Source organism: Neobacillus sp. NRS-1170, from assembly GCF_050468025.1.
This window is the reverse complement of sequence record NZ_JBITPF010000036.1, coordinates 19,668-44,261: the sequence shown is the minus strand read 5'-3', so window position 1 is coordinate 44,261 and position 24,594 is coordinate 19,668. Positions and strand designations below refer to the sequence as shown.

At 36.8% G+C, this 24,594-nt stretch carries 25 protein-coding genes and 1 pseudogene; 10 read left to right on the top strand and 16 right to left on the bottom strand.

Annotation, left to right across the window (positions count from 1 at the left end):
* Positions 1 to 106 precede the first annotated feature (106 nt).
* The 4 genes from ACIFOT_RS16165 (at position 107) to ACIFOT_RS16150 (ending at position 3,720) form a co-directional block, all read left to right on the top strand.
* Positions 107 to 1,414, top strand: coding sequence for a hemolysin family protein (locus ACIFOT_RS16165; RefSeq protein ID WP_430066287.1), 1,308 nt, complete (start codon positions 107 to 109; stop codon positions 1,412 to 1,414).
* Positions 1,415 to 1,570: 156 nt separating this feature from the next.
* Complete coding sequence (locus ACIFOT_RS16160; RefSeq protein ID WP_430066285.1) at positions 1,571 to 2,005, top strand: MerR family transcriptional regulator; 435 nt, start codon at positions 1,571 to 1,573, stop codon at positions 2,003 to 2,005.
* A 60-nt stretch (positions 2,006 to 2,065) separates the two neighbouring features.
* Positions 2,066 to 3,418: a hemolysin family protein gene (locus tag ACIFOT_RS16155; RefSeq protein ID WP_430066283.1), complete on the top strand. Its 1,353-nt coding sequence runs from the start codon at positions 2,066 to 2,068 to the stop codon at positions 3,416 to 3,418.
* Between the two features lie 119 nt (positions 3,419 to 3,537).
* Positions 3,538 to 3,720 carry a hypothetical protein gene (locus ACIFOT_RS16150; protein ID WP_430066281.1) on the top strand — a complete coding sequence of 61 codons (183 nt, stop codon included), beginning with the start codon at positions 3,538 to 3,540 and terminating at the stop codon, positions 3,718 to 3,720.
* Between the two features lie 68 nt (positions 3,721 to 3,788).
* Here ACIFOT_RS16150 and ACIFOT_RS16145 read toward each other — a convergent pair whose 3' ends face one another.
* Entirely contained in the window at positions 3,789 to 4,085 is a 297-nt protein-coding gene (locus tag ACIFOT_RS16145) for a hypothetical protein (RefSeq protein ID WP_430066279.1), read from the bottom strand.
* A gap of 332 nt (positions 4,086 to 4,417) precedes the next feature.
* On the opposite strand from ACIFOT_RS16145, the gene ACIFOT_RS16140 reads away from it, so the two are divergent.
* Positions 4,418 to 4,651: a hypothetical protein gene (locus tag ACIFOT_RS16140; RefSeq protein ID WP_430066277.1), complete on the top strand. Its 234-nt coding sequence runs from the start codon at positions 4,418 to 4,420 to the stop codon at positions 4,649 to 4,651.
* 53 nt (positions 4,652 to 4,704) lie between these two features.
* On the opposite strand, the gene ACIFOT_RS16135 is transcribed toward ACIFOT_RS16140, so the two are convergent.
* The 3 genes and pseudogenes from ACIFOT_RS16135 to ACIFOT_RS16125 all read right to left on the bottom strand — a co-directional run.
* Positions 4,705 to 5,244, bottom strand: coding sequence for a hypothetical protein (locus tag ACIFOT_RS16135; RefSeq protein ID WP_430066275.1), 540 nt, complete (start codon positions 5,242 to 5,244; stop codon positions 4,705 to 4,707).
* 168 nt (positions 5,245 to 5,412) lie between these two features.
* Positions 5,413 to 5,787: an N-acetylmuramoyl-L-alanine amidase family protein gene (locus tag ACIFOT_RS16130; protein ID WP_430066273.1), complete on the bottom strand. Its 375-nt coding sequence runs from the start codon at positions 5,785 to 5,787 to the stop codon at positions 5,413 to 5,415.
* 41 nt (positions 5,788 to 5,828) lie between these two features.
* Positions 5,829 to 5,969 (bottom strand): annotated as a pseudogene (locus ACIFOT_RS16125) (HupE/UreJ family protein); the annotation flags it as partial.
* A 302-nt stretch (positions 5,970 to 6,271) separates the two neighbouring features.
* On the opposite strand from ACIFOT_RS16125, the gene ACIFOT_RS16120 reads away from it, so the two are divergent.
* On the top strand, positions 6,272 to 7,528 hold the full coding sequence (locus ACIFOT_RS16120) for a DUF445 domain-containing protein (RefSeq protein ID WP_430066271.1): 1,257 nt from the start codon (positions 6,272 to 6,274) through the stop codon (positions 7,526 to 7,528).
* 135 nt (positions 7,529 to 7,663) lie between these two features.
* On the top strand, positions 7,664 to 8,029 hold the full coding sequence (locus ACIFOT_RS16115) for a cytochrome-c oxidase (protein ID WP_430066269.1): 366 nt from the start codon (positions 7,664 to 7,666) through the stop codon (positions 8,027 to 8,029).
* A 122-nt stretch (positions 8,030 to 8,151) separates the two neighbouring features.
* Here the strand turns inward: ACIFOT_RS16115 and ACIFOT_RS16110 are convergent, their stop codons facing one another.
* From ACIFOT_RS16110 to alaP, 4 genes are all read right to left on the bottom strand, one after another.
* A complete protein-coding gene (locus tag ACIFOT_RS16110; protein WP_430066267.1) occupies positions 8,152 to 9,039 on the bottom strand; it encodes a TIGR03943 family putative permease subunit in 888 nt (295 codons plus the stop codon).
* A 12-nt stretch (positions 9,040 to 9,051) separates the two neighbouring features.
* Positions 9,052 to 9,921 (bottom strand): permease, encoded by an 870-nt coding sequence (locus ACIFOT_RS16105; protein WP_430066265.1) that lies wholly within the window; start codon positions 9,919 to 9,921, stop codon positions 9,052 to 9,054.
* A gap of 219 nt (positions 9,922 to 10,140) precedes the next feature.
* The gene (locus ACIFOT_RS16100) at positions 10,141 to 10,980 is read right to left on the bottom strand and encodes a 5'-nucleotidase, lipoprotein e(P4) family (protein WP_430066263.1); all 840 of its coding nucleotides are present in this window, start codon (positions 10,978 to 10,980) and stop codon (positions 10,141 to 10,143) included.
* Between the two features lie 59 nt (positions 10,981 to 11,039).
* The gene (alaP, locus tag ACIFOT_RS16095; RefSeq protein WP_430066261.1) at positions 11,040 to 12,440 is read right to left on the bottom strand and encodes an alanine permease AlaP; all 1,401 of its coding nucleotides are present in this window, start codon (positions 12,438 to 12,440) and stop codon (positions 11,040 to 11,042) included.
* 298 nt (positions 12,441 to 12,738) lie between these two features.
* Between alaP and ACIFOT_RS16090 the strand changes: the two genes are divergently transcribed.
* Together ACIFOT_RS16090 and ald are read left to right on the top strand one after the other, a co-directional pair.
* Positions 12,739 to 13,992 carry a PucR family transcriptional regulator gene (locus ACIFOT_RS16090; RefSeq protein WP_430066259.1) on the top strand — a complete coding sequence of 418 codons (1,254 nt, stop codon included), beginning with the start codon at positions 12,739 to 12,741 and terminating at the stop codon, positions 13,990 to 13,992.
* A gap of 130 nt (positions 13,993 to 14,122) precedes the next feature.
* Positions 14,123 to 15,256: an alanine dehydrogenase gene (gene ald, locus ACIFOT_RS16085; RefSeq protein WP_430066257.1), complete on the top strand. Its 1,134-nt coding sequence runs from the start codon at positions 14,123 to 14,125 to the stop codon at positions 15,254 to 15,256.
* Between the two features lie 49 nt (positions 15,257 to 15,305).
* On the opposite strand, the gene ACIFOT_RS16080 is transcribed toward ald, so the two are convergent.
* The 8 genes from ACIFOT_RS16080 to ACIFOT_RS16045 all read right to left on the bottom strand — a co-directional run bounded on the left by ACIFOT_RS16080 (position 15,306) and on the right by ACIFOT_RS16045 (position 23,181).
* Positions 15,306 to 16,754, bottom strand: coding sequence for a hypothetical protein (locus ACIFOT_RS16080; RefSeq protein ID WP_430066255.1), 1,449 nt, complete (start codon positions 16,752 to 16,754; stop codon positions 15,306 to 15,308).
* Between the two features lie 65 nt (positions 16,755 to 16,819).
* Positions 16,820 to 17,743, bottom strand: coding sequence for an FTR1 family iron permease (locus ACIFOT_RS16075; RefSeq protein WP_430066253.1), 924 nt, complete (start codon positions 17,741 to 17,743; stop codon positions 16,820 to 16,822).
* A gap of 29 nt (positions 17,744 to 17,772) precedes the next feature.
* The gene (locus ACIFOT_RS16070; RefSeq protein ID WP_430066251.1) at positions 17,773 to 18,525 is read right to left on the bottom strand and encodes a hypothetical protein; all 753 of its coding nucleotides are present in this window, start codon (positions 18,523 to 18,525) and stop codon (positions 17,773 to 17,775) included.
* 97 nt (positions 18,526 to 18,622) lie between these two features.
* Positions 18,623 to 19,393, bottom strand: coding sequence for a glycosyltransferase family 2 protein (locus tag ACIFOT_RS16065; protein WP_430066249.1), 771 nt, complete (start codon positions 19,391 to 19,393; stop codon positions 18,623 to 18,625).
* Positions 19,390 to 20,847 carry an alkaline phosphatase family protein gene (locus ACIFOT_RS16060; protein ID WP_430066247.1) on the bottom strand — a complete coding sequence of 486 codons (1,458 nt, stop codon included), beginning with the start codon at positions 20,845 to 20,847 and terminating at the stop codon, positions 19,390 to 19,392. Before ACIFOT_RS16060 ends, ACIFOT_RS16065 begins: the two co-directional genes overlap by 4 nt.
* Entirely contained in the window at positions 20,844 to 21,794 is a 951-nt protein-coding gene (locus tag ACIFOT_RS16055) for a lysylphosphatidylglycerol synthase transmembrane domain-containing protein (protein ID WP_430066245.1), read from the bottom strand. Before ACIFOT_RS16055 ends, ACIFOT_RS16060 begins: the two co-directional genes overlap by 4 nt.
* Positions 21,775 to 21,963, bottom strand: a complete 189-nt coding sequence (locus ACIFOT_RS16050) for a hypothetical protein (protein ID WP_430066243.1) — start codon at positions 21,961 to 21,963, stop codon at positions 21,775 to 21,777. The genes ACIFOT_RS16055 and ACIFOT_RS16050 overlap by 20 nt, the downstream gene beginning before the upstream one ends.
* Before the next feature lie 36 nt (positions 21,964 to 21,999).
* Positions 22,000 to 23,181: a hypothetical protein gene (locus ACIFOT_RS16045; RefSeq protein WP_430066241.1), complete on the bottom strand. Its 1,182-nt coding sequence runs from the start codon at positions 23,179 to 23,181 to the stop codon at positions 22,000 to 22,002.
* Positions 23,182 to 23,465: 284 nt separating this feature from the next.
* On the opposite strand from ACIFOT_RS16045, the gene ACIFOT_RS16040 reads away from it, so the two are divergent.
* Positions 23,466 to 24,581 carry a GAF domain-containing sensor histidine kinase gene (locus ACIFOT_RS16040; protein ID WP_430066239.1) on the top strand — a complete coding sequence of 372 codons (1,116 nt, stop codon included), beginning with the start codon at positions 23,466 to 23,468 and terminating at the stop codon, positions 24,579 to 24,581.
* The last annotated feature ends 13 nt before the right edge of the window (positions 24,582 to 24,594 follow it).

The window sequence follows — 24,594 nt, the reverse complement described above, 5'->3', positions numbered from 1 at the left end:
TTTGTTATGCTGGCTTTTTTTGCTTTTTAACGCCTATTTTGAAATAATAATGAAAAAATGAGGATTTTAAGTGAGGTGGCATACCTTACGAATGGTAAGGTGTTAAATGATTTTAATGAACATATTCATAATTGCTATTTTAATTGCACTTACCGCTTTTTTTGTTGCATCTGAATTTGCAATTGTAAAAGTCCGTACAACAAGAATTGATCAGCTAGTGTCGGAAGGAAATAACAAAGCGGAGGCAGCAAAGAAAGTAATATCAAATTTAGATGGTTACTTATCCGCAACACAAGTTGGTATCACTATTATTTCCTTAATTCTAGGCTGGCTTGGCGAACCAACCATACGAAATCTTTTACAGCCTGTTTTTGAATTCATACAAATACCGTCGGCTATAGAGCACATTATCTCTGTAATTATATCTTTTATGGCCATTACCTTTATTCATGTTGTCATTGGTGAATTATCTCCAAAAACGTTTGCGATTCAAAAAGCGGAAGAAATCATTTTACTTTTTGCCGGTCCGCTCATCTTGTTTTATAAGGTCATGTATCCTTTTATTTGGGCACTTAACCGCTCTGCCCGGTTTGTAACTGGGCTTTTTGGTATCCAGCCTGCTTCCGAACATGATATTAGCCTATCGGAAGAGGAATTGCGAATGATTCTTTCCCAAAGCTATGCAAGCGGGGAAATTAATCAATCTGAATACAAATACATGAATCGAATCTTTGAATTTGATGATCGGATTGCGAAAGAAATTATGGTGCCCCGGACAGAGGTGATTTCACTCTCCAAAACTGCCACCATGGAAGAGATTCTTGCAATCGTAAAGGAGGAAAAATACACTCGGTATCCCCTCATTGAAGGAGACAAGGACAATATCTTAGGGATTGTTAATATAAAAGAAGTATTAACGGATTGCATCCAGCAAAAATGTAACGGAGAAGAACCGCTTATGCCTTATTTAAAGCCTGTCATTCATGTAATTGAAACAATTCCAATCCAGGAACTTTTGGTTAAACTCCAAAAAAACAGATCCCATATGGCCGTGTTATCCGATGAATATGGCGGAACGGCTGGGATTGTGACAGTTGAAGATATTTTGGAGGAAATTGTCGGTGAAATTCGCGATGAATTTGATATAGACGAACTGCCTCTAATTCAGAAAAAAGACGATAATCATTATATTTTGGATGGGAAAGTCCTTATTAGCGAGGTAAACGATCTTCTTGGTACTAATCTCGAGGAAGAAGATGTCGACACGATTGGAGGATGGTTTTTAACCCAAAAATTTGACGTGCATAAGGGTGATACGCTTGAAAAGGAAGGTTTCGCATTTCAAATCAAGGAAATCCAAGGTCACCATATTCTCTACATAGAGGTAAAAAAAACGAAGGCGTCTCCAGAATAAGGAGACGCTTTTCATATTCCCATTTTTAGAATATTTTGATTTTAACATTCATACGAATGACGATTTTCCCATAAAATGTAGATAACAATGACTACTATAACCAGAACGTTTGACTGTACGGTTTAAATTCTTTATAATTATTGTTAATTTTATATATTGTTGAGGTGGTATGATGGGGCTGTCTATCGAATTGGCGAAATAGCAGAAATAGCGCATGTGTCGAAACGAACAATTGACTATTATACGTCGATTGGCTTACTAAGGGCAGATCGTTCTAAGTCAAATTACCGCATTTATACAGATGAAGCGTTAAATGATTTAAAGTTTATCGAAGAATGCAAGAGTTTGCACTTTCCTTTAGACGAGATTAGAAGAAAACTAGAAATGCGGAAAGCGGGGAATATCCATCTTTCTGAAGTGGATAAACATGTTTGCGCGGTAACACAGCAGATGAAGCAGCTTCATAGTGATTTATTTGATTTGCTGCCAATATTAGAAAAACTGGATGAACAGCAGAAGGAAAAGCTGATTAATAATGTAAGTCTGCTAAGATCTGCTTTAAAAAAATCGCTCGTAAGTGTAACGAGCTAATTTTTGTATAATACTGGGAGGTGACTCCTTACTCGTCTAACAGCGAGCTAAGGAAAATATTTGGACATATTTAACTTGGTTTTAATAGCCATTTTAATTGCATTGACTGCCTTTTTTGTAACTTCAGAGTTTGCTATTGTTAAGATTAGAAGTACAAGAATTGATCAGTTAATTGAAGAAGGAAATTCGAAGGCTGTTTCAGCAAAAAAAGTGATTTCGAATCTGGATGAATACCTTTCTGCCTGTCAGCTTGGGATAACCATTACGGCCTTGGGCCTAGGTTGGATTGGGGAATCGACCATAGAGCATTTGCTTGGTCCTGTTTTCTTAAAATTAAACATTCCCGAGGGAGCAACGGAAATATTATCAATTGCGATTGCATTTGCTTCAATTACATTTTTACATGTAGTTGTTGGTGAGCTTGCTCCAAAAACACTGGCGATTCAGAAGGCTGAGTTCATAACCCTTACGGTAGCACGTCCGCTAATCATCTTTTATAAGATTATGTACCCGTTTATTTGGGTGCTAAATGGTTCAGCGCGTATTGTATCCAGTATTTTTGGCTTAAAGCCAGTTTCCGAAAACGAGATTGCTCATACAGAGGAAGAGCTTCGAATTATCCTATCCGAAAGCTATAAAAGTGGTGAGATTAACCAATCAGAGTTTAAGTATGTAAATAAAATTTTTGAGTTTGATAATCGAATTGCAAAAGAAATTATGGTTCCTAGAACGGAAATTGTTTCTTTATCGAAGGATGATACTTTAGAGACCTTCCTTGAGGTAACACGTGAGGAAAAATTCACAAGGTATCCAATCATTGATGGAGATAAGGACCATATTATTGGGCTTGTGAATATTAAGGAAATGGTAACAGATTTAATTGGAAATGAGAATTTATCAAAACAGACATTAGAAAGCTATACTCGTCCGATAATAAGAGTAATAGAAACAATTCCAATTCATGATTTGCTGGTGAAAATGCAAAAAGACCGGATGCACATGGCGGTATTAATGGATGAATATGGCGGTACCTCAGGTCTTGTAACGGTTGAAGATATTCTTGAAGAAATTGTTGGCGAAATTCGCGATGAATTTGATATGGATGAAATTCCGATGATCCGCAAAATAAAAGAAAACCATTATATCATTGAATCAAAGGTACTAGTCAGCGAAGTGAATGATTTATTGGGCGTAGAAATCGACGATGAAGATGTTGATACAATTGGCGGCTGGATTTTAACTGAAAACTACGAAGCAAAAGAAGGCGACGTCATGGTTCATGAATCCTATACCTTTAAAATCCTTGATATGGAAGAACATCATATAAAATATATTGAAGTGACGAAAAATGCACATAACGGTGAAGCTACTATACAGCAAATTGCCGTTTCCAAATCCGAAGTATTATACTAAATAAATTTATTTTTAAAAAAAAGACCAAAATGATTGGTCTTTTTTTTTGCTTTTGATTGTACATTTGTCCAATCATCAATGGCAAAAAATCATATGTTACTCGTAAGGGGGTGGAGAACATGAATTATGCAGCTGGTTTATATTTAGCGTGTATTTTAGCAGGCTTTGCCTTAATAAAAATGCCAACAATCGGTTTTTTATCTGGCCTTTATCCTTTTTTTCATATCGTTGGAGCTCTTGCCATTCTAATTTTTGCTTTTGCACTAATTTATTATGGATTAAAAGCACTTATTAAAAGTTAGTAAACCTTTCGATTCTGAATTAAAAAAAGATCAGGTTGTACGTAACCTGATCTTTTTTATGAAATCATTTATTTCGAATTAATCATAATAATTTCTTCTTCGGCTTTCGCTATTTTGACTAAATGAGAATCAAGCCGGCGGTTAATATTTTGAATTTCACTGCTCTTTGTCTCCTCAATTCGCTGCAGCGATTCTTTAATATCAGATAGATCAATTTGGTTCACGGCCACTCTGTGTTCGATACTATCTACTTTTTCTAATCTAGAAAGTCTTTTTTCAATATTATCTAATGTTTCATTAAACTTATTAATTAAAGTTTTGATATCGTTAATATTCTCATTCAGGTAATCAAGTTCACGCTCCATATTATCCTCTCCTCTTCTTGATGTACATATTTTATCATCGTTTGCACTATGATGAAGTTGTTAAAAGCAACAACAATGTGAACACTTCGAGACAAAAACGTGAACAATTTTTTAATTCATCCTTAATGGCAAAAGCCCGTGAATATTATCACAGGCAGAATACTAAAAAAGGTATATTCTTGCAATATAGGGAAAAGAAAATGCCTCCCTCTTTTAAATGGATTCTTACCACATGAAAAGGTTGGTGTAAAATATGTTCATTTCGATCGAAAAAAAAGGCTGCCGCATGGTTCACTAAAGAGTTTGAATTTAAAAAGCCATTTAGTATTCGAATGTTCCCACGATACGCTGGACTTGGGCAACAGCATAAAGGCTATAGCCTGGCCTTCTCTGCGGAAATTCCTGAAGATATAGGTTTTACAAAAGAAATTGATGGGATTACTTTTTTCATTGAAGAAAACGATGTGTGGTTTTTTGAAAATACGGAAACATATTTGTCCGTTAATGACCTGATAGATGAATTGCAGGTTACTTTTAAGGAAGAAATCACAACTGCCATTAATTAGAGACCATAAAAAAGCAAGCCAGATAAACAGACTAGGCTTGCTTTTTGACTTGTTTAGTTAACTTGTTTATCTAAGCTTGGAGCAAGTAATTTTGCACTTTCAAATACTGCAGCAAGCTTCTGTTCACCTTGTGCAAAGGTTGCATCAGCAGCGTCAAATACTGGCTTATCCTTCTTCAATTCATCAGCCTTTGCTTGGTATGAGGCAGCATAGTCTTTTACAGCAGCCTCAAGATCCGCTTTCTTATCCTTTAACTCGGCAGGAATTTGCAGACTATTTAGATCTGCGGCTACCGCTGCAGCAGATGCACTTGCAGCAGCTCTATCCTCAGCTGTTGGCAATTCTTCAGGCTTCGCATCCTCCTTTGAGGCCTTCGCAACATATGCATTTAGATCAGCATCTTTTGCGTTAATACGCTTTCCAAGATCCATATAGAATTTGACCAATTCCTTTTTTACATCAACCTTAGGAGCAGCTGCTTCTTGAGCTTCCTTTGTGTCCTTCTTCGCTGTCTTTTCTTCGTTGCTGCTTGAGCATGCTGCTAGACCAACAGCCATGATTAAAGCTGATAATAATAACAAAAACTTCTTCATTTCATAATCCCCCTAATTCTTTTTATTTTAGCGTTGCTTATTTTACAACATTTAATAAGACGAAGAATATAAAAAAAGGTTTCATGGATAATAATTGTTTTAACTAATTACAAATCAACACAAAACCTCCTCTCATTCTTGAGAGGAGGTTTTGTTTATAGTAGCAGATTATTGAATCCAGGCACCATCTTTGCCAATCTTATACTTACCAATCATGGTATTGGCAGCCATATGACCCTCTTTGTATAGGTAGTACCACTTGTTGCTCACTTTAATCCATCCGGTTGCCATAGAACCGTCAGCATTTAAGTAATACCATTTTCCGCTTGATTGAACCCATGAACTTGTTTTCATGACTCCATTTCCATCTACAAAGTACCATTTACCGTTTGTTTGAATCCATGAATTTGTTTTCATGACTCCAGTTGCATCAACATAGTACCATTTCTTGTTTGTTTGAACCCATGAATTTGTTTTCTTAGCTCCACTAGCGTCAACAAAGTACCATTTGCCAAGGTAAAGTACCCAAGTATTTGTTGGCATTTTTCCTGATGCATCAACAAAATAGGATTTACCAATGCCACGGCAAGGTGGCTTTTTGGAATAGCCATTTCTTTTAATATAGTGGCAAATCCCAGCCCGTGTAATAATCCGAATAAGGAGGTGATACTCCAGCGGTATTTAATCTCTTTTCGGAAAATATTTTCTAGTGCTACGTAGCAAATACTGAAAATTAATTTTAACCTGGGAATTGAAGCCGTTCAGCTTATGATCGTCCTATTACTTTTGCCTTTACTTGGATTAATCCAAAAGCAAAAGTCTTATAGAAAGATTGCCCAAATTGGCTCTATTATCATCACAATCTTGGGTGGGTTTTGGTTAATTGAGCGAATCTTTTCTTAAAAATCGGATAAGTACTTCTTAATAAAATATTTCACTATTTTATTAAGAAGTTTTTTTTGCTTTTTATTATGTTAAATTGAGATAATAGCCTTACCATATTTATCTAAAAACGAGGGGTAAAAAAATGTTCAAGCAAAAAAATAAATCAAGGCATCTTGCCGCTATTTCCCTTGCTGTGATGGCAATTGGATTCATTGCTACAATGCCTTACCAGGATTCACTTTGGGGTGTAATCCTGCAGGGTGGTTTCGAAGCAGGACTTGTCGGAGGTCTAGCCGATTGGTTTGCCGTAACCGCTTTGTTTCGACATCCACTTGGTATTCCTATTCCACATACAGCCTTGCTCCCTAAAAACCGTAAAAGAATCATCGGGGGCATTATTTCAATGTTAGAAAATGATTGGCTTACAAAAGAAAGTATTCGTAAGAAAATTGATACCTTTCATTTCTCGGATAAAATTCTATCCTTAATTGAAAAGGAGCTACACTCACCAGGGGTGCAAAAAAATTTCAAATCCGTTATTCAATATTTACTTAATAAAGTAGATATTAATAAAATTGCTCCCATTATTGAAAAGGAAATAAAGAATTACTTAAATGAACTGGATATTAAACTCTATCTCCCATTACTTATTGATCAAGTATCGATTAGGAAATACGATGAAAGAGCACTTGATTTCGTATTAAAAGAGATTGATGAATGGGCATCTAGAGAAACAACGAAATACAAACTCGGGGGCATGGCAGTTGACGCTATTGAAAATATTAAAGCAGATGGTATCATGCAGTTTGCTTTGAAGTCCTTTAGTAATCTGGTTAATGAGGAAAAGTTAGGAGGAATTCTCCAGAATCTAATCCTTAAAGGTGTAGATAGTTTCCGTGATCCATTTAATCAAAATAGACAAACCTTGCTCATTCATATCCATAATAAATTGCAAAACATTAAAAGTGATGAAAAGATTTTTGATGAGCTCGAAAACTTTAAAATACAATTGATAGACAAATGGGAACCGGAAGAAAAAATAACCGGCTTTTTAACTAAACTCCAGCAGAGAGCTATTGAAACTTTAGACGACCCTATATTTATGAATGAATATTTACTGCCTTTAATCGAAAATAGCTTAAATGAATTTAAAAAAAATCCTGAAAAAATTAACAATCTAGAATCTTGGATTAAGAAGCATATTTCCAACTTTGTTGATAATAATCATTCAAAAATAGGCAAACTCGTCGAAGAGAATTTAGAAAAGCTTGATAACGAAACACTCATCAACATGATTGAAAACAATGTAGGAAAAGACCTTCAATGGATTCGGGTAAATGGGGCAGTTTGTGGATTTTTAATTGGCCTCGTTCTAATTGGAATTAAAACCTTTTTCTGAGCAGCCGTAAAATTGGGGCTGCTTGTTTTTTTGAAAATACAAATTATGTCCTATTAAATGAAAGTTCTTTTTCCAAGTAGTTCTTCATATTTAGTACTGTTGTCATATTTTTTTACTAAATAAGGAGGCTGAGGAATGGGAGTTAGGTTTATTAAAATCTCTGTTGTGTATTTTGTCATAGGTGTTTGTATGGGGATGTATATGTCCATGACAGAGAAATTTGACCTTACGCCAGTACACGTCCATGTCAATTTGTTAGGATGGGTGTCAATGGCACTAGCTGGGCTCATTTATGCTGTTTATCCAAGTGCAGCGGAAACAGGATTAGCGAAAGTTCACTTTTGGCTCCATAATATTGCATTGCCTGTCATGATGATTGCCCTTGCGTGCTTAGTTTCTGGAGTTGAATCTGCCGGTCCTTTCATTGCTATTGGCGGAACATTATTGGTTCTGGCCATCATCCTCTTCGCCATAAATATCCTACAGAATGTTAAGAGCTAATGGATTATTGTTGTAGTTTTAAACCCAATACGAAAAAGCAGTGAAAGAATTATGATATTAACAAAGGACCCCAGAGGGTCCTTTGTTTCATAAAATCGTAAACCATAATCTATATCCAATTATTAATTAAAGCTGTTTCGATAAACATAAGGATCTTTAGGCTGGTTGATTGTTTCATAACTTGTCACTTTGATAACAGGAATTCTCGCCTTCATTGGAGGATAATATACGGTATCCACTTTTCCTGTTACCTGGTACCATTGGTCATTTGGAATATGAATATCATTCGGGAATTGAATCATCATACCAAATGCCCCAGAGTCTGCTATACAATGGATGATCCCAAACCGAAGCAGAAAGATTTGATTGTTGTTTAGGTTAGGACCGTTATAAGAGAAACCTTTAAAAGTAATTGTTTTCCCTACGAAATCACCAGAGTAATTATAAATAACTTCTAATGCTTTTAAATAATCATTATCAGTCAAGGTAATATCGTTTTTTACTTTATAAGACTTGGACTCCTTATGAACTAAATCTAAGAAGGCATCTTGTCCTAAAAATTGGCTCATATCAGGATTAAGAACTTGATGCATCCCGTATTTATCATTGCCATCCTCTAAGGTAGGAAATTGAAACCCTTTAGCATTCACTAGCTGTGAATCCAAAGTTGCAACAGGTAAAAGAACACCTGTAAGGGCGGGTATTAATACAAACGTGTAAGATAAAAATCTTTTTACCTTTTTTCCTTTAGATACTTTCTTTTTTTCAATTTCATAATTGTGTTCGTGCTCATGGTCATGATGACAATCACAACCAATGTGGTCCTTTTGTTGCTTCTTGTCCGCTAAATACCATCTTATTCCTTCAGCAATCGTCAACAGAAATAACACCACGACCATGCTTTTAGATAGGAAGGCATATTTCATATTTATATATTTTGAAATGTTCCCTGAAAGGTGCAGAGTAAAAAATAAGTTGGTAAACAATAATAAAATGACAACCCTAAACATCTAAATCCCCCTTTACAGAAGAAGTGAACCAATGAATACAAAGACTGAAATTAAAGTAACTAAAATAATAACGATTCTTTTCTGAAAATATCCGGTCATCATCAAAACATTTTTTATATCTAACATTGGCCCTAAAACTAGAAAAGCTACAATAGAACTTTGGCCGAAACTATTTCTAAATGAGGAAGCAACAAAAGCATCCGCTTCCGAACAAATCGATAAGATAAACGCTAAGCCCATCATGACTAAAATCGCTGTAACTTTTGTATCACCTAAAGTAAGCAGAATCTTTGTTGGTACATAAACCTGCATAGAAGCAGCAATCAATGACCCCATAACCAGAAATTTAGCTACACTTAGAAATTCATCAATTGTATGTGTAACAACACTAATCAGCTTTTGTTTGGTATTTTGGTTAGAATGATCATGGGCGTGCACATCAATATTCTCTTTCAATGGATTTTCTTTGATAACAAAAGATAGGACAATACCGACCAAAATAGAAACTACTAACGCTAATCCTGCCCTGTAAAAAACCATTGTCCAACTATCACCAAAGGCGATGAATGTAGCAAATACTACAATGGGATTGATAATAGGCGATGAGAGCATAAAGGAAATAGCCGCATGAGGTGCTACCCCCTTTTTTATTAATCTTGAAGCTATCGGGACTATTCCACATTCACACCCAGGGAATAATACCCCTAAAAAACTAGCTGCAATAACCGATAAAAATCTATTTTTAGGCATCATTCTAATAATCATATTTTCAGAAACGAATACTTCTATCAGTGCAGAAATTAATGCCCCTATGACAATAAACGGAATAGCCTCAATCACAATGCTGATAAAAATCGTATTTAATTGTAATAATCGATCCATAGAAGTACCTCCTTGAAGAAACACTTCACTACTAGATTTATTTAAAAAACAATTTCTATCATAACAAAAAACAATGTATTTTGTTATGTTTTCATTTTCCAAATGTGGTAGATTACTTGGTTTAAAGAATAAATACATCATACTACTTTAATTTTAATAACAAAAGCAAAAAGACAGCTCCATCAAAATTGGAACTGCCTAATGATATTTTCGATTAAATCATGGTTGTAATGGTTCTAAATTATCTTTCCTTAGCTTTGCTTTTTCAAGATCAGGTCTTCTGGAATCATATTGATAAATAGCCCCTTCCCAATCTCCATACATTGGATTAGGAAAAACAATCAGCTTTCTTCCAAATTCATTTCTTTGTTTGTCGACCATTTGTACTCTTTGGGTTATAGATAGCCCCTCAAACCCACTGAAATCCCCAAGATTATCACCAAACAGCAATACAATATCATGTGTTTGCGCAACCTGCAAACGTCGTGCTTCTTTTCCTCTTTCTCCTTTTTGCTTCAATAAAACATGCGCTGCGTCTGCTTGCGGAGCGCCAACCCGTTGTAAATTAATAATCGTTGCTGCTTTTTGCGATTCTTTGCGATTGGATATATAAAAAATGGCTATACCCTTTGAATCTGCATATTTTAAAAATTCTATTGCACCTGGTAAGGCTTTCGCCTCAGCACGTTCCACCCACATGCCCCAATTCAAATATGCGCTCGCAGGTGACATGATTTTCGCCGCGAATAGCGGGCTATTATCAATAACGGTCTCATCTAAATCCAGAACAATTGCAGGCTTCAACCCTTGTTTCCATTGTTTTTTACTGAGTATGTCATCCAATCTCATTCTTCCAATGTTATATCCTTGATAAAATAATGCCCTTGCCTCGCCTGCTTTTTGATACCAAAGAACTGACATGGTATTTTGTTCTTGCAACGGGTTAATAACGGTTTGTGACTTCGCCTGATCACAGGAAAAAGTAAAAAATAAGGTCAATGCTGTGATACAGATTATTTTACTCTTCTCCAATATATGGCCCTCCTTTTTGAGTTCCATATTAGTATGTGGAATCAAGGTAAAAAAATGAGGCCCTTTTTCCAGGGCCTCATTTCAGCTTAACCTACTCGTTTTTTAGATGTAGTTTGTGTTAAATCTCTTTTATGAAATCCTTTTAAATAATACACCCCAACCAAGAATATTAGGAATAGCGGGCCAATCACTAAGGCTATTCTTGTATCCGGATTATAGGCCATTAGGGCAATAACAAAGGCTAAAAAGGCTAATGAGATATACGAAGTAATTGGGAATAGTGGAACTTTGTATTTTAAATTCGTCACTTCATTAGGCTTTAAGCTTTTACGGTAACGAATTTGCGATAACAGAATAACTCCCCATGTCCAAATCGCTCCAAATGTTGCAATACTAGTCACCCAGGTAAAAACTTTTGCCGGAACGATATAGTTCAGCACTACGCCAATTAATAAAGCACCTGCAGAGGCTAAAACCGCAATGCCTGGAACACCGTTTTTTGTTACTTTAGCAAAATTCTGCGGTGCTTCACCGTGCTCCGCTAGATTAAATAGCATCCTTGCTGTACTAAAAATACCACTGTTACAAGATGAAAGGGCTGCCGTTAACACGACAAAGTTAATAATTCCTGCTGCACCTGGAATGCCGATTTTTTCAAAAGTAAGAACAAACGGACTTCCCTTCGTTCCTATTTCTTCCCATGGATAAATCGACATGATCACAAACAATGCACCAACATAAAAAATTAAAATTCGCCAGAAGACAGAGTCAATCGCCCTTGAAAGAGATTTCTCCGGATTCTTTACTTCCCCAGCCGTAACCCCAATCATTTCAATACCAAGATATGCAAACATAACCATTTGTAAGGATAGGAGAACACCTTTAATTCCATTCGGGAAAAATCCGCCATGTTCCCATAAATTTTTAATTCCTGTTGCTAGGCCGCCGTTTCCTAATCCAAAGAAAATCATTCCAGCTCCTACAACAATCATTGCCAAAATGGTTACAATTTTAATAAGTGCAAACCAGAATTCCAATTCCCCATATGCTTTAACCGCTAAAAAGTTTACTGTTGCCATAATGACAAGTGCTGCCAGTGCCCATATCCAACGCGGAACTCCAGGGTACCAATATTCCATATAGATTCCGACAGCCGTAATTTCAGCCATACAAGTAACGACCCACAAAAACCAATAATTCCAGCCAGTAATGTATCCTGCAAGCGGTCCCAAATAATCTCGTGCGTATTTACTGAACGAACCGGCAACAGGTTTTTGAATTGCCATTTCCCCAAGTGCTCTCATAATAAAAAACATAATCAAGCCACTAAAGGCGTATCCGAATAAAATACCTGGTCCAGCCATTTTAATTGCGGTTGCAGAACCTAAAAAGAGTCCAACCCCGATGGCTGCCCCTAAAGACATCAAGGTAATATGCCTTTCTTCTAAACCGCGATGAAGTTCTTTGCCATGAGTGTTTTTGCTCATATATTAATCTCCCCCTGATTAATCAACTTCAATTTCTCTTCCATTCCACTTCATTTGATTTTATTAAAATAGTAACAATATTATTTATTTTACCACAACGGCATAAAGTATTAGTGTTTTCTCCTCCCTTTTTCCTATTTGACAACGCTTTCAAAATTGAATTTTATAAATTTTTATTTTTTTGAATATTACTTGAATTATTTTAACATTATTATTAACGAATTTTTTGTAAAAAAACAAGAAATTCTCGCATTTATTTTGTAAAATTAAACAAAGGAATATTATTAATTCTTCCATTATGGAGGTTACCAGTTTGAGTAATAGATTACATGATCCTTTTAAAACGGCCTTTGATAGTTTAGATGAATTTGCCGACCTCATTAGTCAGGTTTTGAAATGCCCTGTGACCATTGAGGATGTGAATCATCGGCTTCTTGCCTATAGTACACATGATGAACGGACAGATCCGGCAAGAATTTCGACGATTATAGGCCGCAGGGTTCCAGAGAAAGTTATAAACCAATTATGGAAAGAAGGAACCATTCCAGCTCTCCTCCAAACGAGTGAGCCTATTCGTGTAAAGAGTATAGAGGATGTAGGACTCAGCAACAGGGTTGCTATTTCGATTTGGAAGCAGGAGGAAGTAATCGGATTTATTTGGGCATTAGAAATCGACAAATCCTTAACGGATGATGATTTCATCCTATTAAAAAAGGCGGCGGATGCTGCAAAAAATAAACTCCTCCAGCTTCAGACAAGGAAAAATAAAAAGGAAGAACGTTCTCAGGAATTTTTTTGGAAGCTTTTAACAGGTCATTTAAAGGTTCAGGAAGAAATATTTGAAAACTTTCATACTTTGCAAATAACACCTTCGTCTTCGTTCGCCGTTTTAGTTTTTCAGTTTAATGAAAATATCACCAGTAAAGAAGAGCAAAACATCTCTTATCTTTTAAAAACAAACCAACGGCTGAAAATTATGCTTTATACCATAGACTGTAACCAGCTCATTCTATTAGTATCCGCTGAAGGTTTAGAAAACGCGCTTACAGAGCTTGAACAATTTGTCCAGGTTTTTGTATTAAAGATGAGGGATCGATACGGTGTTAGGGATATCACCCCTGTTTTGAGTGGTATTTATAAGGATTATCAAAAAATCAGACAAGCCTATGAGGAAACATTATCTGTTTTATCTATTAAACAAAAATTCCCTTGCGAAACCAAAGACATTTACAATTATCAAAAGCTTGGCATTTATCAATTCTTTGGTCTCCTGTTAGAAAAAAGAAAAAACGAAGAATACGAAAACTATTCCTTAATAAAATTACACGAATATGATCAGAAGCATAATAGCAATCTTGTGGAAACCTTAGAGATTTTTTTAAATAATGATAATAATATTAATGATACTGCTAAGGAATTAAATGTCCACGCTAATACGTTAAATTATCGCTTGAAACGGATCGCTGAAATTGGTGAGGTAAATTTTAAGGATCCGAATCAAAAAATGATGCTCTACTTAGATTTAAAACTTGAAAAATACCAGGGGATTTGAACCTTTTGTGAAAATCCCCAAAAAACTAAAGAATCTTTCTCCGTTCTTAACAAAGAAATTTTGTGGCTAACCTTTTATACTTTAGCCATAGGTAAATTACTTTTAAGTTATTTAGGGAGGAATTAGGGTTATGTTTATTGGTGTACCTAAAGAAATTAAAAACAATGAAAATCGTGTAGCACTTACACCAGCTGGTGTTGTTTCATTTTTAAATGCGGGTCATACTGTTTTGGTAGAAAAGGATGCCGGAATTGGAAGCGGTTTCACTAATGAAGATTACGCAAAAGCCGGTGCTGAGATTATCGACAGCGCTGAACAAGTATGGACAAAAGCAGATATGATTATGAAGGTAAAAGAACCTCTTGCAAGTGAGTACAAGTACTTCCGTCAAGGTTTAATCCTATTTACTTATTTACATCTTGCTGCTGAGCCACCTCTCGCTCAAGCACTTAAAGATAGCGGCGTAATTGCCATTGCTTACGAAACAGTTACTGCAAACAGAACGCTTCCACTTTTAACTCCAATGAGCGAAGTGGCTGGACGTATGGCAGCGCAAATCGGAGCACAGTTCTTACAAAAGAATAATGGCGGCCAAGGCATCCTTCTTGCAGGTGTACCTGGGGTTAACCGCGGTAAAGTAACAATCGTCGGCGGTGGTATTGTTGGAACAAACGCTGCTAAAATGGCAATTGGCCTTGGTGCAGATGTTACTATCATCGACTTAAGCGCTGACCGTCTTCGCCAACTTGATGATATTTTTGGAAATCAGATTAAAACTTTAATGTCTAATCCCTTCAATATTGCAGAAGCAGTTGCAGAAGCAGATCTTTTAATTGGTGCTGTTCTAATTCCTGGTGCAAAAGCTCCGAAGCTTGTAACAGAAGAAATGGTTAAAACTATGAAACCGGGATCAGTTATCGTGGACGTTGCGATTGACCAGGGTGGAATTGTTGAAACAATCGACCATGTAACAACTCACGACAATCCAACTTTCGAAAAGCATGGCGTTATTCACTACTCTGTTGCCAATATGCCTGGTGCTGTTCCTAGAACTTCAACTATTGCATTAACAAATGTGACGGTTCCATATGCCCTGCAAATCGCTAATAAAGGCGTTTATAAGGCGATTGCTGAAAACGCAGCATTAAAACTAGGCTTGAACGTTGCTAACGGTGAAATTACATTCGAGGCCGTTGCAAAGGATCTTGGCTATGAGTATGTAACAGTAGAAGATGCTCTTCAAAAAGAACTTGCAGCTATCTAATATATAAAAATGTGCCCCTCAAGAGTTTTCTTGGGGGGCATTTTATATTTTATTCCTTCCATTTATATAAAGTAATTTCATGATATACAGGATCTAAAAGTTCATTTGATTGAAAGCTTGTTACCTTTGTAATTTTTCCATCCAAAGAAACCCCTTGTGCCCGGAAACCTTTTACGACCTTATCCGTTAGCAAAATTGTATTACCATGATAATACTTTGAATCCGATAGGAAAAATTGGAAAGTTTCGATTCGTTTGTGCGTATATGGGGCATGCAAATATTGCAGAACCCTCGTTTCTTCCCAAGTATATAGCACGATTGGCTTATCGATTTTTTCCAGGTAAGCATTCATTTTATAAATAGCCGGGCTTTCTTTTGCCTCCGACTTCAACAACACAACATCGTTCCAAACTTGTTGTCCTAATAGAAACAAAGATAGTGCAAGAATCAGGAAAGAAGTTTTATTTGAAAAAATTATGGTACATAGAAAAAATACTAGCAGAATTACGAGCGGCAGCGTGTGCCGTGCCTTATCAACGTTTTGTGCCAGCAGGCCCCATATAAAATAACTGCTGAACATTACATATACTAGCTTCATTAAAGGGTGTGCAGGTACACTTTTTTTGGATAAAGCTAGTAGGATAATGTAAATAAGAATGACAATGGCAGATCTTGCTGCGAGTCCTGTCCAGATAATATTATCACAAGTAAAAATGAAAAACCTTTCAAAAAAACTTATTTTAGATGTTTCAATTGCACCTCCCCAGTCATTGAAATGACCGCTTGTAAATGCTAAAGAGAGCTTGATAAAACCAGTCAAACTGCCTTCCGAAAAAATGAGTGCCACTACCCAGCAGGCCTGAAAGGCTAAGCCAAAGAGAGAAAAATAAATAAGCTCTCTCCAAGTGATGGTTTTATTTTTCATTTTAGAATAAAAAAGAAAAAGGATGCCGATTGCAAAAGGCAAATAAGAAAGGCGAATACCTAACAAGATACTTAACAACCCTAATGGCAGCAAAATATAGTTTGAATTTCTCCTTTCAAATGCAAAAAGCAAACTCCACATATACCACCAGAAGGCAGCAAGAGCCGACCCTTCTGACATCGGCTGGTTGACCATAATGATACAATAACTGGTTGAATAGATTATAGCTGTTGAAAACCACGAATAACTGGCGGTTAATAATCTCCTGCATACCTTGTAAACAGGAAAAATAGAAGTGGCATAAAATAAAATATTAAATAACGTTAATGCCTCTGATGGATTTTTCACAAAAGGATTCAACATTTTTCCGCCAAGAATAAAAAAGGGATATCCTGGAAAGTGTGGCTGCATTGCCATTAAATCAAAACGGGAGACGGCAAGCGTAAAATCAACCTGATCCCAGGACGAGGTAAATGGATTAAGAAACATAAGTTGAGAAATAAAAACAATTATGATTGACAAAATAGATACGATTATTAACAGGATGCATTGCAACGGAATAGATATTTTCATATTTTCACACGCCTTATAGAGAAAAAGTACAAGGCAGCATGGCCTTGCACTTTGATTATAAAAGATTATTTTGCTTGTGGTTTAAGAACCTGGGCATTGTTTGGAGCTTCTTCCTTTTTATGCTTAGCTGCAGACGGCTTTGAGGACGTCAGCAATAATATAGCGACAAAGTACCCGATATAAGCAAGCACTTCTTCAATCGATGGCATCGAAGAATAGCCAAACAGTGCTTTTAAGAATACACCGATATCTCCCGAAAGAATTGGGGCCGTCCCGTGATCACGCAGATAATGTGTATAATCAATCGGATGCTCTGGAAGAAACCAGGTTAAATCATATACATGCGGGAGAATACTGCCTATTATGTTAAGGTCTTGCATCATGGAGATTGCTTGGACGAGTAATCCAGCAGATATTAAAATGATAAATGCACCTGTAAATTTGAAGAAAGTACTCAATGGCACTTTCATTGTACCTTTAAAGAACAAATAAGAAACAATGGCGGCTATCACTACCCCCGTGACTGCACCCCACCCCTGCATGGCAGCGCCGATGTTCCCTCCTGTAATAGCAGCGAAGAAAAACACTGTCTCTACTCCTTCACGAAGAACAACGAGAAACGAGTGGATAACCATTCCGACTACATTGCCGGTGGAAATAAATTTATTCATTTTTCCTTCCATGTTCCCTTTTAAATCGCGGCTATGACTCGCCATCCAGAAAACCATTTGGGTTAATAAGACTGTAGAAACCAGCATAATCCCTATTTTTAAATACATTTCGCTTCCCATTGCAGCAAAGCCGGTAAAAACCAGTTGGAATAACAGTGCTACCCCGACACTCGCCAAAACAGCGAGCCCCGCCCCTAACCAAACATATTTATTGAACTGCTTATGATTGACTCTTTTTAAATACGTTGTAATTATCCCAACAATTAATAACGCTTCTAGGACTTCACGAAATGTAATTAACAGCGCTTGAATCTCCACAGCCTTTTCTCCTCCCCAATGGTGTCTTTTTATTTTCTTTTTCTACGGATTACAAAAATAATAACAGCAATAAGGACAGCGACGATTAATACGAGCGGAATCCAGTTTCTAATATTAGAGGGATCCGTCCAGTCCTTTTTAGCGGCAGCTTGTTCAGTGGCACTTTCAGAAAAATGACCAACCTCAAGACTTTTTAATTTAAATTCTGTTTTTAAACTATTTAAGATTTCATCTTTATTTTCCTTAAAAGCATCTAAATTAGCTTCTTTCTTCCCTACCCCAAACAATCCAGGGTTCCCCAATGCTTCGAGTGATTGATCAAAATCCTCTCGAATCTTTTTATCATTCTCAGGGTTTTCAGCCTCAACTTTTGGAGATAACGCTTCGTATGTAGCAAACCCTTTGGCAAGCAGACGTTTGGTAGTGTCATATTCTTTAAAATTGCTTTCTATGCTTTCCAAGCGTCTGGCAATATTTAAAACCAACAGCTTTTCCATATTAGAAAGGGCAGCTTCTTTATCTTTTGAATCGAGATTGCCAATAATTAATTTTGCAGGCTCTGGACCCATATGCATATCAATTTCTTCTTTTACGGTTTCGAATTGCTTTTTCGCAGATGTGTAATTTGGGGGGGTCTCATTGAGCTTAACGACCATTTCCTTGTATACTTCAGCAACCTTCTCTTCATTTGGATCTCCGTAGGAATAAGCATGAACCCCGATAATGGAGAAACTGTTCAATAGGATTGCTATAATAAAAAATAAAACTGAGAATTTTTTCATCTACAAATTCACTCCTACAATGATAATGATAATGATTATCATTCACGCTGTCAATGAAACAAAGCAGAATGTCACATAATTAACATAATTATCTTATTTATTGTTCCTGGTTCCTATTCATATAGGGATGTACCTTTCCATTCACCTGACGATTTATTTTAACTACTTTATTCACAGGTCTTCGCATTTCTTTTAAAATGGCTGGTAAGACAGACGTCATATAGGCCTTAAACTTAATAAAAGATTCACCAGTTTTCCGAACTTGATAACGAATCGGGATTTCCTTCATTCGAAAGCCCTTGCGGATTAGATTAAGTGTGACTACTTGGGCATAATTGTAATCATGGATAATTTCTGCTTCTATCATCGCCTGCCGAGAAAAGGCTCTCATACCGGATTGACCATCATAAATCCATTTCCTTAGCAGCAGTGCCTGCAGAAAGGTGAAACAGTAATTTCCGAGTCTTCGGTTCCATCTCATTCCCTTTATTGTCCCAAGGAATCGGGAACCCATCACATAATCATGCGTTCCCATTAAAATTGGTTCAATTAATTCGGGAATTTGCTCAGCAGGATATTCATTATCAGCGTCAATCATAACCCCGATGTCTGCGCCATTTGCTGCACATAACTCTAGACCTTTGCGGACTGCTGCCCCTAAACCTTTGTTTATCGGGAAGGTGTGAACATAATCAGCACCTGCTTCCCAAGAAAGCAATTCTGTTCGGTCACTCGAACCATCATTGATAACTAATACTTCTACACATACATTCTGATTAAAATGTCTTGGTATGTTCTGAATCACCTCAACGATTGATTCTTCCTCATTAAAAGCTGGTAGAAAAACAATCACTTTTTGCTGCTTCATTCCTTTATTACTTCCTTCCTAATTGCATCAATTAATACAGGACCACGTGATTTACCTGGGAATGGAGCCCCCAATAAGTAAGAGATAGTCGATGCCATAGATACTAAACTTTGCTTTTCCTCGACACTCTTTCCTTGTTCAATCGCAGGGCCATACATGAAGAACGGTACAAACCGTTCACCTTCATCCAAGTGGCCATGACCTCCGATACCATCTGCCTGGCCATGATCGGCACATACAATAAATGTGTAATTATCAAGCTTCCCTTTTTCTTTAAGCCAATAAAAATATTCTTCAATCAGGCTATCAGCTTCTTCAATTTTTTGAATGTATTCATCATATAAAACGCCCCGGCTGTGTCCAGTTTGATCCGTACTAATTAATTGTACAATCTGCAGGTCTGGATTCTGCTCGTTCATGATATTTTTGGCACGTTCAATAATGCTCCGGTCGACGATACTATTATTCATTACGGCAGTATAGGTCTCGACATCCTTACCAAATGAATCAACTAGATGGGCAACTGCTAATAATGAACCCTTTTTCCCTACTTTTCTTAGAGTATCGAACACACTTTCAACTTTAATCCCGAGCTTCCACACCATATTGGATTTAATTCCGTGTTCAAATGGATAGGTTCCTGTGAACATGGAAGAAAAGCAAACGACTGTTCTTGCCGGATAGACTGTTTCCATTCGAGTATAGTCTGTTCCATTTTTTCTCAAAAAATCAAGAAAGGGGGTATTGGCTTCTTCAAACCGTTCTTTCCTCATACCGTCTATAACCATAACTATAACCTTTTCGTTAATTGCAGAATCTCGCTCCTTAACATTGGAAGTATAGGTCGGAATAATTTTCGGCTTCCAGTCAAATAAGTTTTTATGTAGAATCCATGAAAACAATAGTACCCCTGCATAAAAAAGAAATAAAATGCCAACTTCACGTCCGGACCATTCATGTTTGGCTGTAACTAAATTCCAAAGTGACAAAAGCAGCAAAAACTTTGGTAATTGTTCCTGGGCGTTTCCACTGGTTGAATCACTATTTTTTAATACGAGCTTCCAAAAGCGGGTAAAATTTAGCCATGATGTTCCTATCCGTAAATGATAGTAAAAGGTGCCCCAAAAAAAGACGGTAAAAAAGAAATATAAACCGATTGCTGTTAGGAGCAGGCCGAGATTAACATTGTTCCAGATAATAAGATAGGCAGTAAATGGAATCCATAAATAATTTCTTAAGAACAATGGATAGTCAAATAAATAATAAATAATCAGCATTGGTACAATGGCAAGCAGCCCTAAGGAAATATCCGCTAAAAATGAAGGGTCACCTAGTTTGGATAATGAATAAATGACCATGGTGCCAACTGTAAAAATGGGTGTAAACGGCTTTCCCTCATTTAATAGGTTCCAGCACCTAGCTGCTGTTTTTTCAAATTTTGATGCTTTTTTCATTCAGGTCTTCCCCTCATTAAAAGAATTTCTCTGATTTGGTTGATTTTTGTTCTCGGTGAATGGATCAAGAGCAGGAATCCAACAAAATAGGAAAAAATAAATTTATAGCTGTGGCTAACAAGCGCTACCATAAAACTATCCTTGACCGGATAATGAAAACTTGATAAAGCTGCTGTCATGACGGCTTCATAGGTGGAAATTCCGCCAGGCGTAATTTGAAAAACCTGTCCTCCGACAGTAATGGAGTTGACCCATATTGCTTTGTAAACGGGCAAACCGTTCCCCAGTGAGGTTGTAACTCCCCAAACGACAGCTCCTTCAAGAATCCAGCTTAAGGCAACAAGGATAATAATCCATGTAAAATTCCTGCTAGCTATGCTAGTTTTTATTAATTGAATATGCTTTTCCAAAAAGGGCGGACGAAATTTATTAAGAATTAAGAATCCAATTAAAACGATTACCAGCAAAATAAGTGCCATTGGTAGAGAATATCCGATTGTAAATGACCTCGATAAGGCGATTAATCCAATAAAGGAAAACAACAAAAGAAAAAACATATCCAATACCCTGAGAACAATCACCGAGTGGGCGGAAATTTCCGGCTTGATATTTTTTTCCCGCCAGGATAAAACACCGATTCGAATCGCATCTCCTACTTTAATCGGCATAATATGATTTACAAAGAGACTCAAAAGTACTCCTTGAAGACAGCTGAAAAACCTAACTTTTTTTCCTAAATATAATCTCCAAGCTTCAGCCCTCAGGATAAATGAAAACAAATAAGAAATCGTAACAATCATAAGGATAATCGGATTGCCAATGAAGAATTCTTTAGTTTCCTTTAAAAATTGTTCATGATGAAAATAACGAATGGACAATACGATAAATACTGCAATTAAGAAGACTCCTGTCAATCTGATGGATCGTTTAACAGATTTCCGTTTCATGTTTTTTCGCCCATTTGATTGTATTGGTAAGCCCTTCTGAAAAAGTAACGGCTGGATAATACCCAAGCTGTTCTTTTGCTTTTCTAATATCTGCCCAAGTCGAATGAACATCACCTTGACGAAAAGCCCCCAGCTTAACTCCTGCTCCCCCTGTTACAACAACTTTCAATTCAATACACCTCTATTAAGACATAATTCCTCTGCATTATTTCGCTTTCTCTACGATTGTATTCAGATTAGAAATCAAGTCGTTTAATTGTGTTTCCCCAGCAGCTTTATCCTTTGCTTTTGCTGTATCGACATATTTCTGGGCTTTTTCATTTAATGTCTTATAAGCATCTTCACCAAGAAGTGTCTTGAGATCCTCACCAATAATATCGATAAATAGAGCTCCCTCTAAACCAGTAACTGCTGCTTTATCTTCACCTTTTTCTAAGAATTCTTTACTTTCACCGTACTCAGAAATGGCAATTTTTGCAAAGCCGCGGACAAACGCTTTGTTAATAGCAGCAGGGTCTATAGCTTTAACATCAGATTCAAGCGTAAAAGATTTTTCAATAAAAGCTGTTTCTTCTACAGCATGTTTATTTAAATAACTATATAACGATTGGAAGAACGCCCAGCCTTCCGCTTGCTCCACCTTTGCTGCAGCAGCATCTTCTTTTGCTTCCGCAGCTGTTTTTGTCGCATATCCATTTGGAAGAGCTCCAGTTGCAAGATAGAAAGTCTTCATAAGAGTCTTATCAACTACTTGCTTGCCTAAGTTAAAGCTTAATTGATCATTGTTCTTAATTGCCGTTTCGATTTCGTTAAATCCGCCATCGATCACGCTGACAAGATTGGTTCCATAAGCGGCATCACGCTTTTCAACTGTAGACTTTAAGATAGCATAATAGCCTTTTGCTTCTTCAAGTTCACCATTTACTTCGTCTGTGTTACCCCATTTTTCTGTTACTTCAGTGAAATCGTGCTTAATCGATGTATAGAACACTTTTTGCATCAATTTATCAAAAATTTGTCTTACAACCACTTTGTCCATTGAACCATCTTTACCAGCTGTTAATGCAGCAGTGATTTTTTCATCAAGGGTATCTTCAAATTCAGTATCACGGTTTTGAACTAGCTCTTTTAAATTTTTATTGTACAAATCAGTTACTTTTGCAAAATCAACGTCTTTACCTTCTTTTGCTTTATCAAGCTCAGTGATGGCTTCACTAAAAACTTTCGCATAATCCACTTCTTCTGTTTTCTCAGCTTCTTTCTTCTCCGCTGATTTTTCCTTGTTCTCTACTTTTGGTTTAGTTTCGGTTTCCTCAGCTTTTCCGCATGCTCCAAGTATTAAAGAAAGTGCTGCAGTTGCTGCAAGAAGTTTAAATTTGATAGACATCCCTGTTTCCCCCGGTTTTTTATATTTGTCGTTTGATAATGATTATCATTTACATTTATCATTATAGAGAGAATGATTCTCAATGTCAACGAGGTTTTTCAAATGTAACAAAATAGACACTATTTCTAATCTGTTTAAAAAGGTAAAAAGGCCATCCTTTATATTCATGATCATTCCTTTTTCAGACTTTGGTCGTAGAAAATGCTGTACTTTTTTCTAAGGCTCCTGGGAATAAAAAGCGTTATAATAATGGGAAGAGTTAGCATTTTCTGGGGGACTTTTAAATGAACGAAAACCATCTATCCGAATTAAAAATATTGAAAGAAATTGCCGAACTTCTTAACCGTGGCACTGATATTCAAGCTATCCTTACAGAGGTTCTTAAAAAACTACTTAATGTAACAGGTATGCAGACGGGCTGGATTTTTCTGATTGACCGTACAGGCCGATTTGAACTGGCTGCGAAAGAAAACCTTCCTCCGGCATTGACAGAGAATCAAAATACACTAATGTGCACCGGGGACTGCTGGTGTATTAACCGTTACAATAATGGCCGATTAGATAAAGCTACCAATATCATCGAATGTAAACGGCTAGAGATTGCCATTGAACAAGGTCTGGGAGATACATGTGGATTAACACATCACGCCACAGTCCCTTTAAAAGCTGGAAACGAAAAATTCGGCCTTTTAAATGTGGGTTCCCCCTATAAAACAAGATTTAACCATGAAGAGCTCGCTTTATTAGAATCTATAGCCCTGCAAATTGGATCTGCCTTAAAACGAATAAACCTGACACACCGAGAACAAGAAATTGCTTTAACTGCAGAAAGAAACAGACTAGCTAGAGATTTGCATGATTCCGTCAACCAACTGCTTTTTTCTTTGAGTCTGACGGCACGTGGCGGCATGGAAATGACAAAGAGTAAGGATGTTAAAGAAACCTTTGGCTATATTCAAGATTTGGCTCAGGAAGCCTTAAACGAAATGCGGGCACTTATTTGGCAGCTTCGTCCAAAGGGACTAGAAAAAGGCATCGTCAGTGCTTTATGCAGCTACGGAGACATGCTCGGTTTAAAAGTCAACATAAATGTGAACGGTGTAATTCATTTGCCTAGCACCATTGAAGAAGGATTATGGAGAATCGGTCAGGAAGCTTTGGCAAATTGTAAAAAACATTCAGGGGAGACGTCGGTTCATCTTTCTATCCTTGTTGGTGAAAACCGAATTTCCCTTGAAATTAAAGATACCGGCTCCGGTTTTCATTACGACGAAGCAAACGAACTCCCTTCTCTCGGATTAAAAAGTATGAAGGACCGAACTGAAAGCTTAGGGGGGACTTTTCATATCAAAAGTAAAACAGATAAAGGGACAATGATTAAAGTTAATATACCTTTTTAAGGGGAGAAGAATA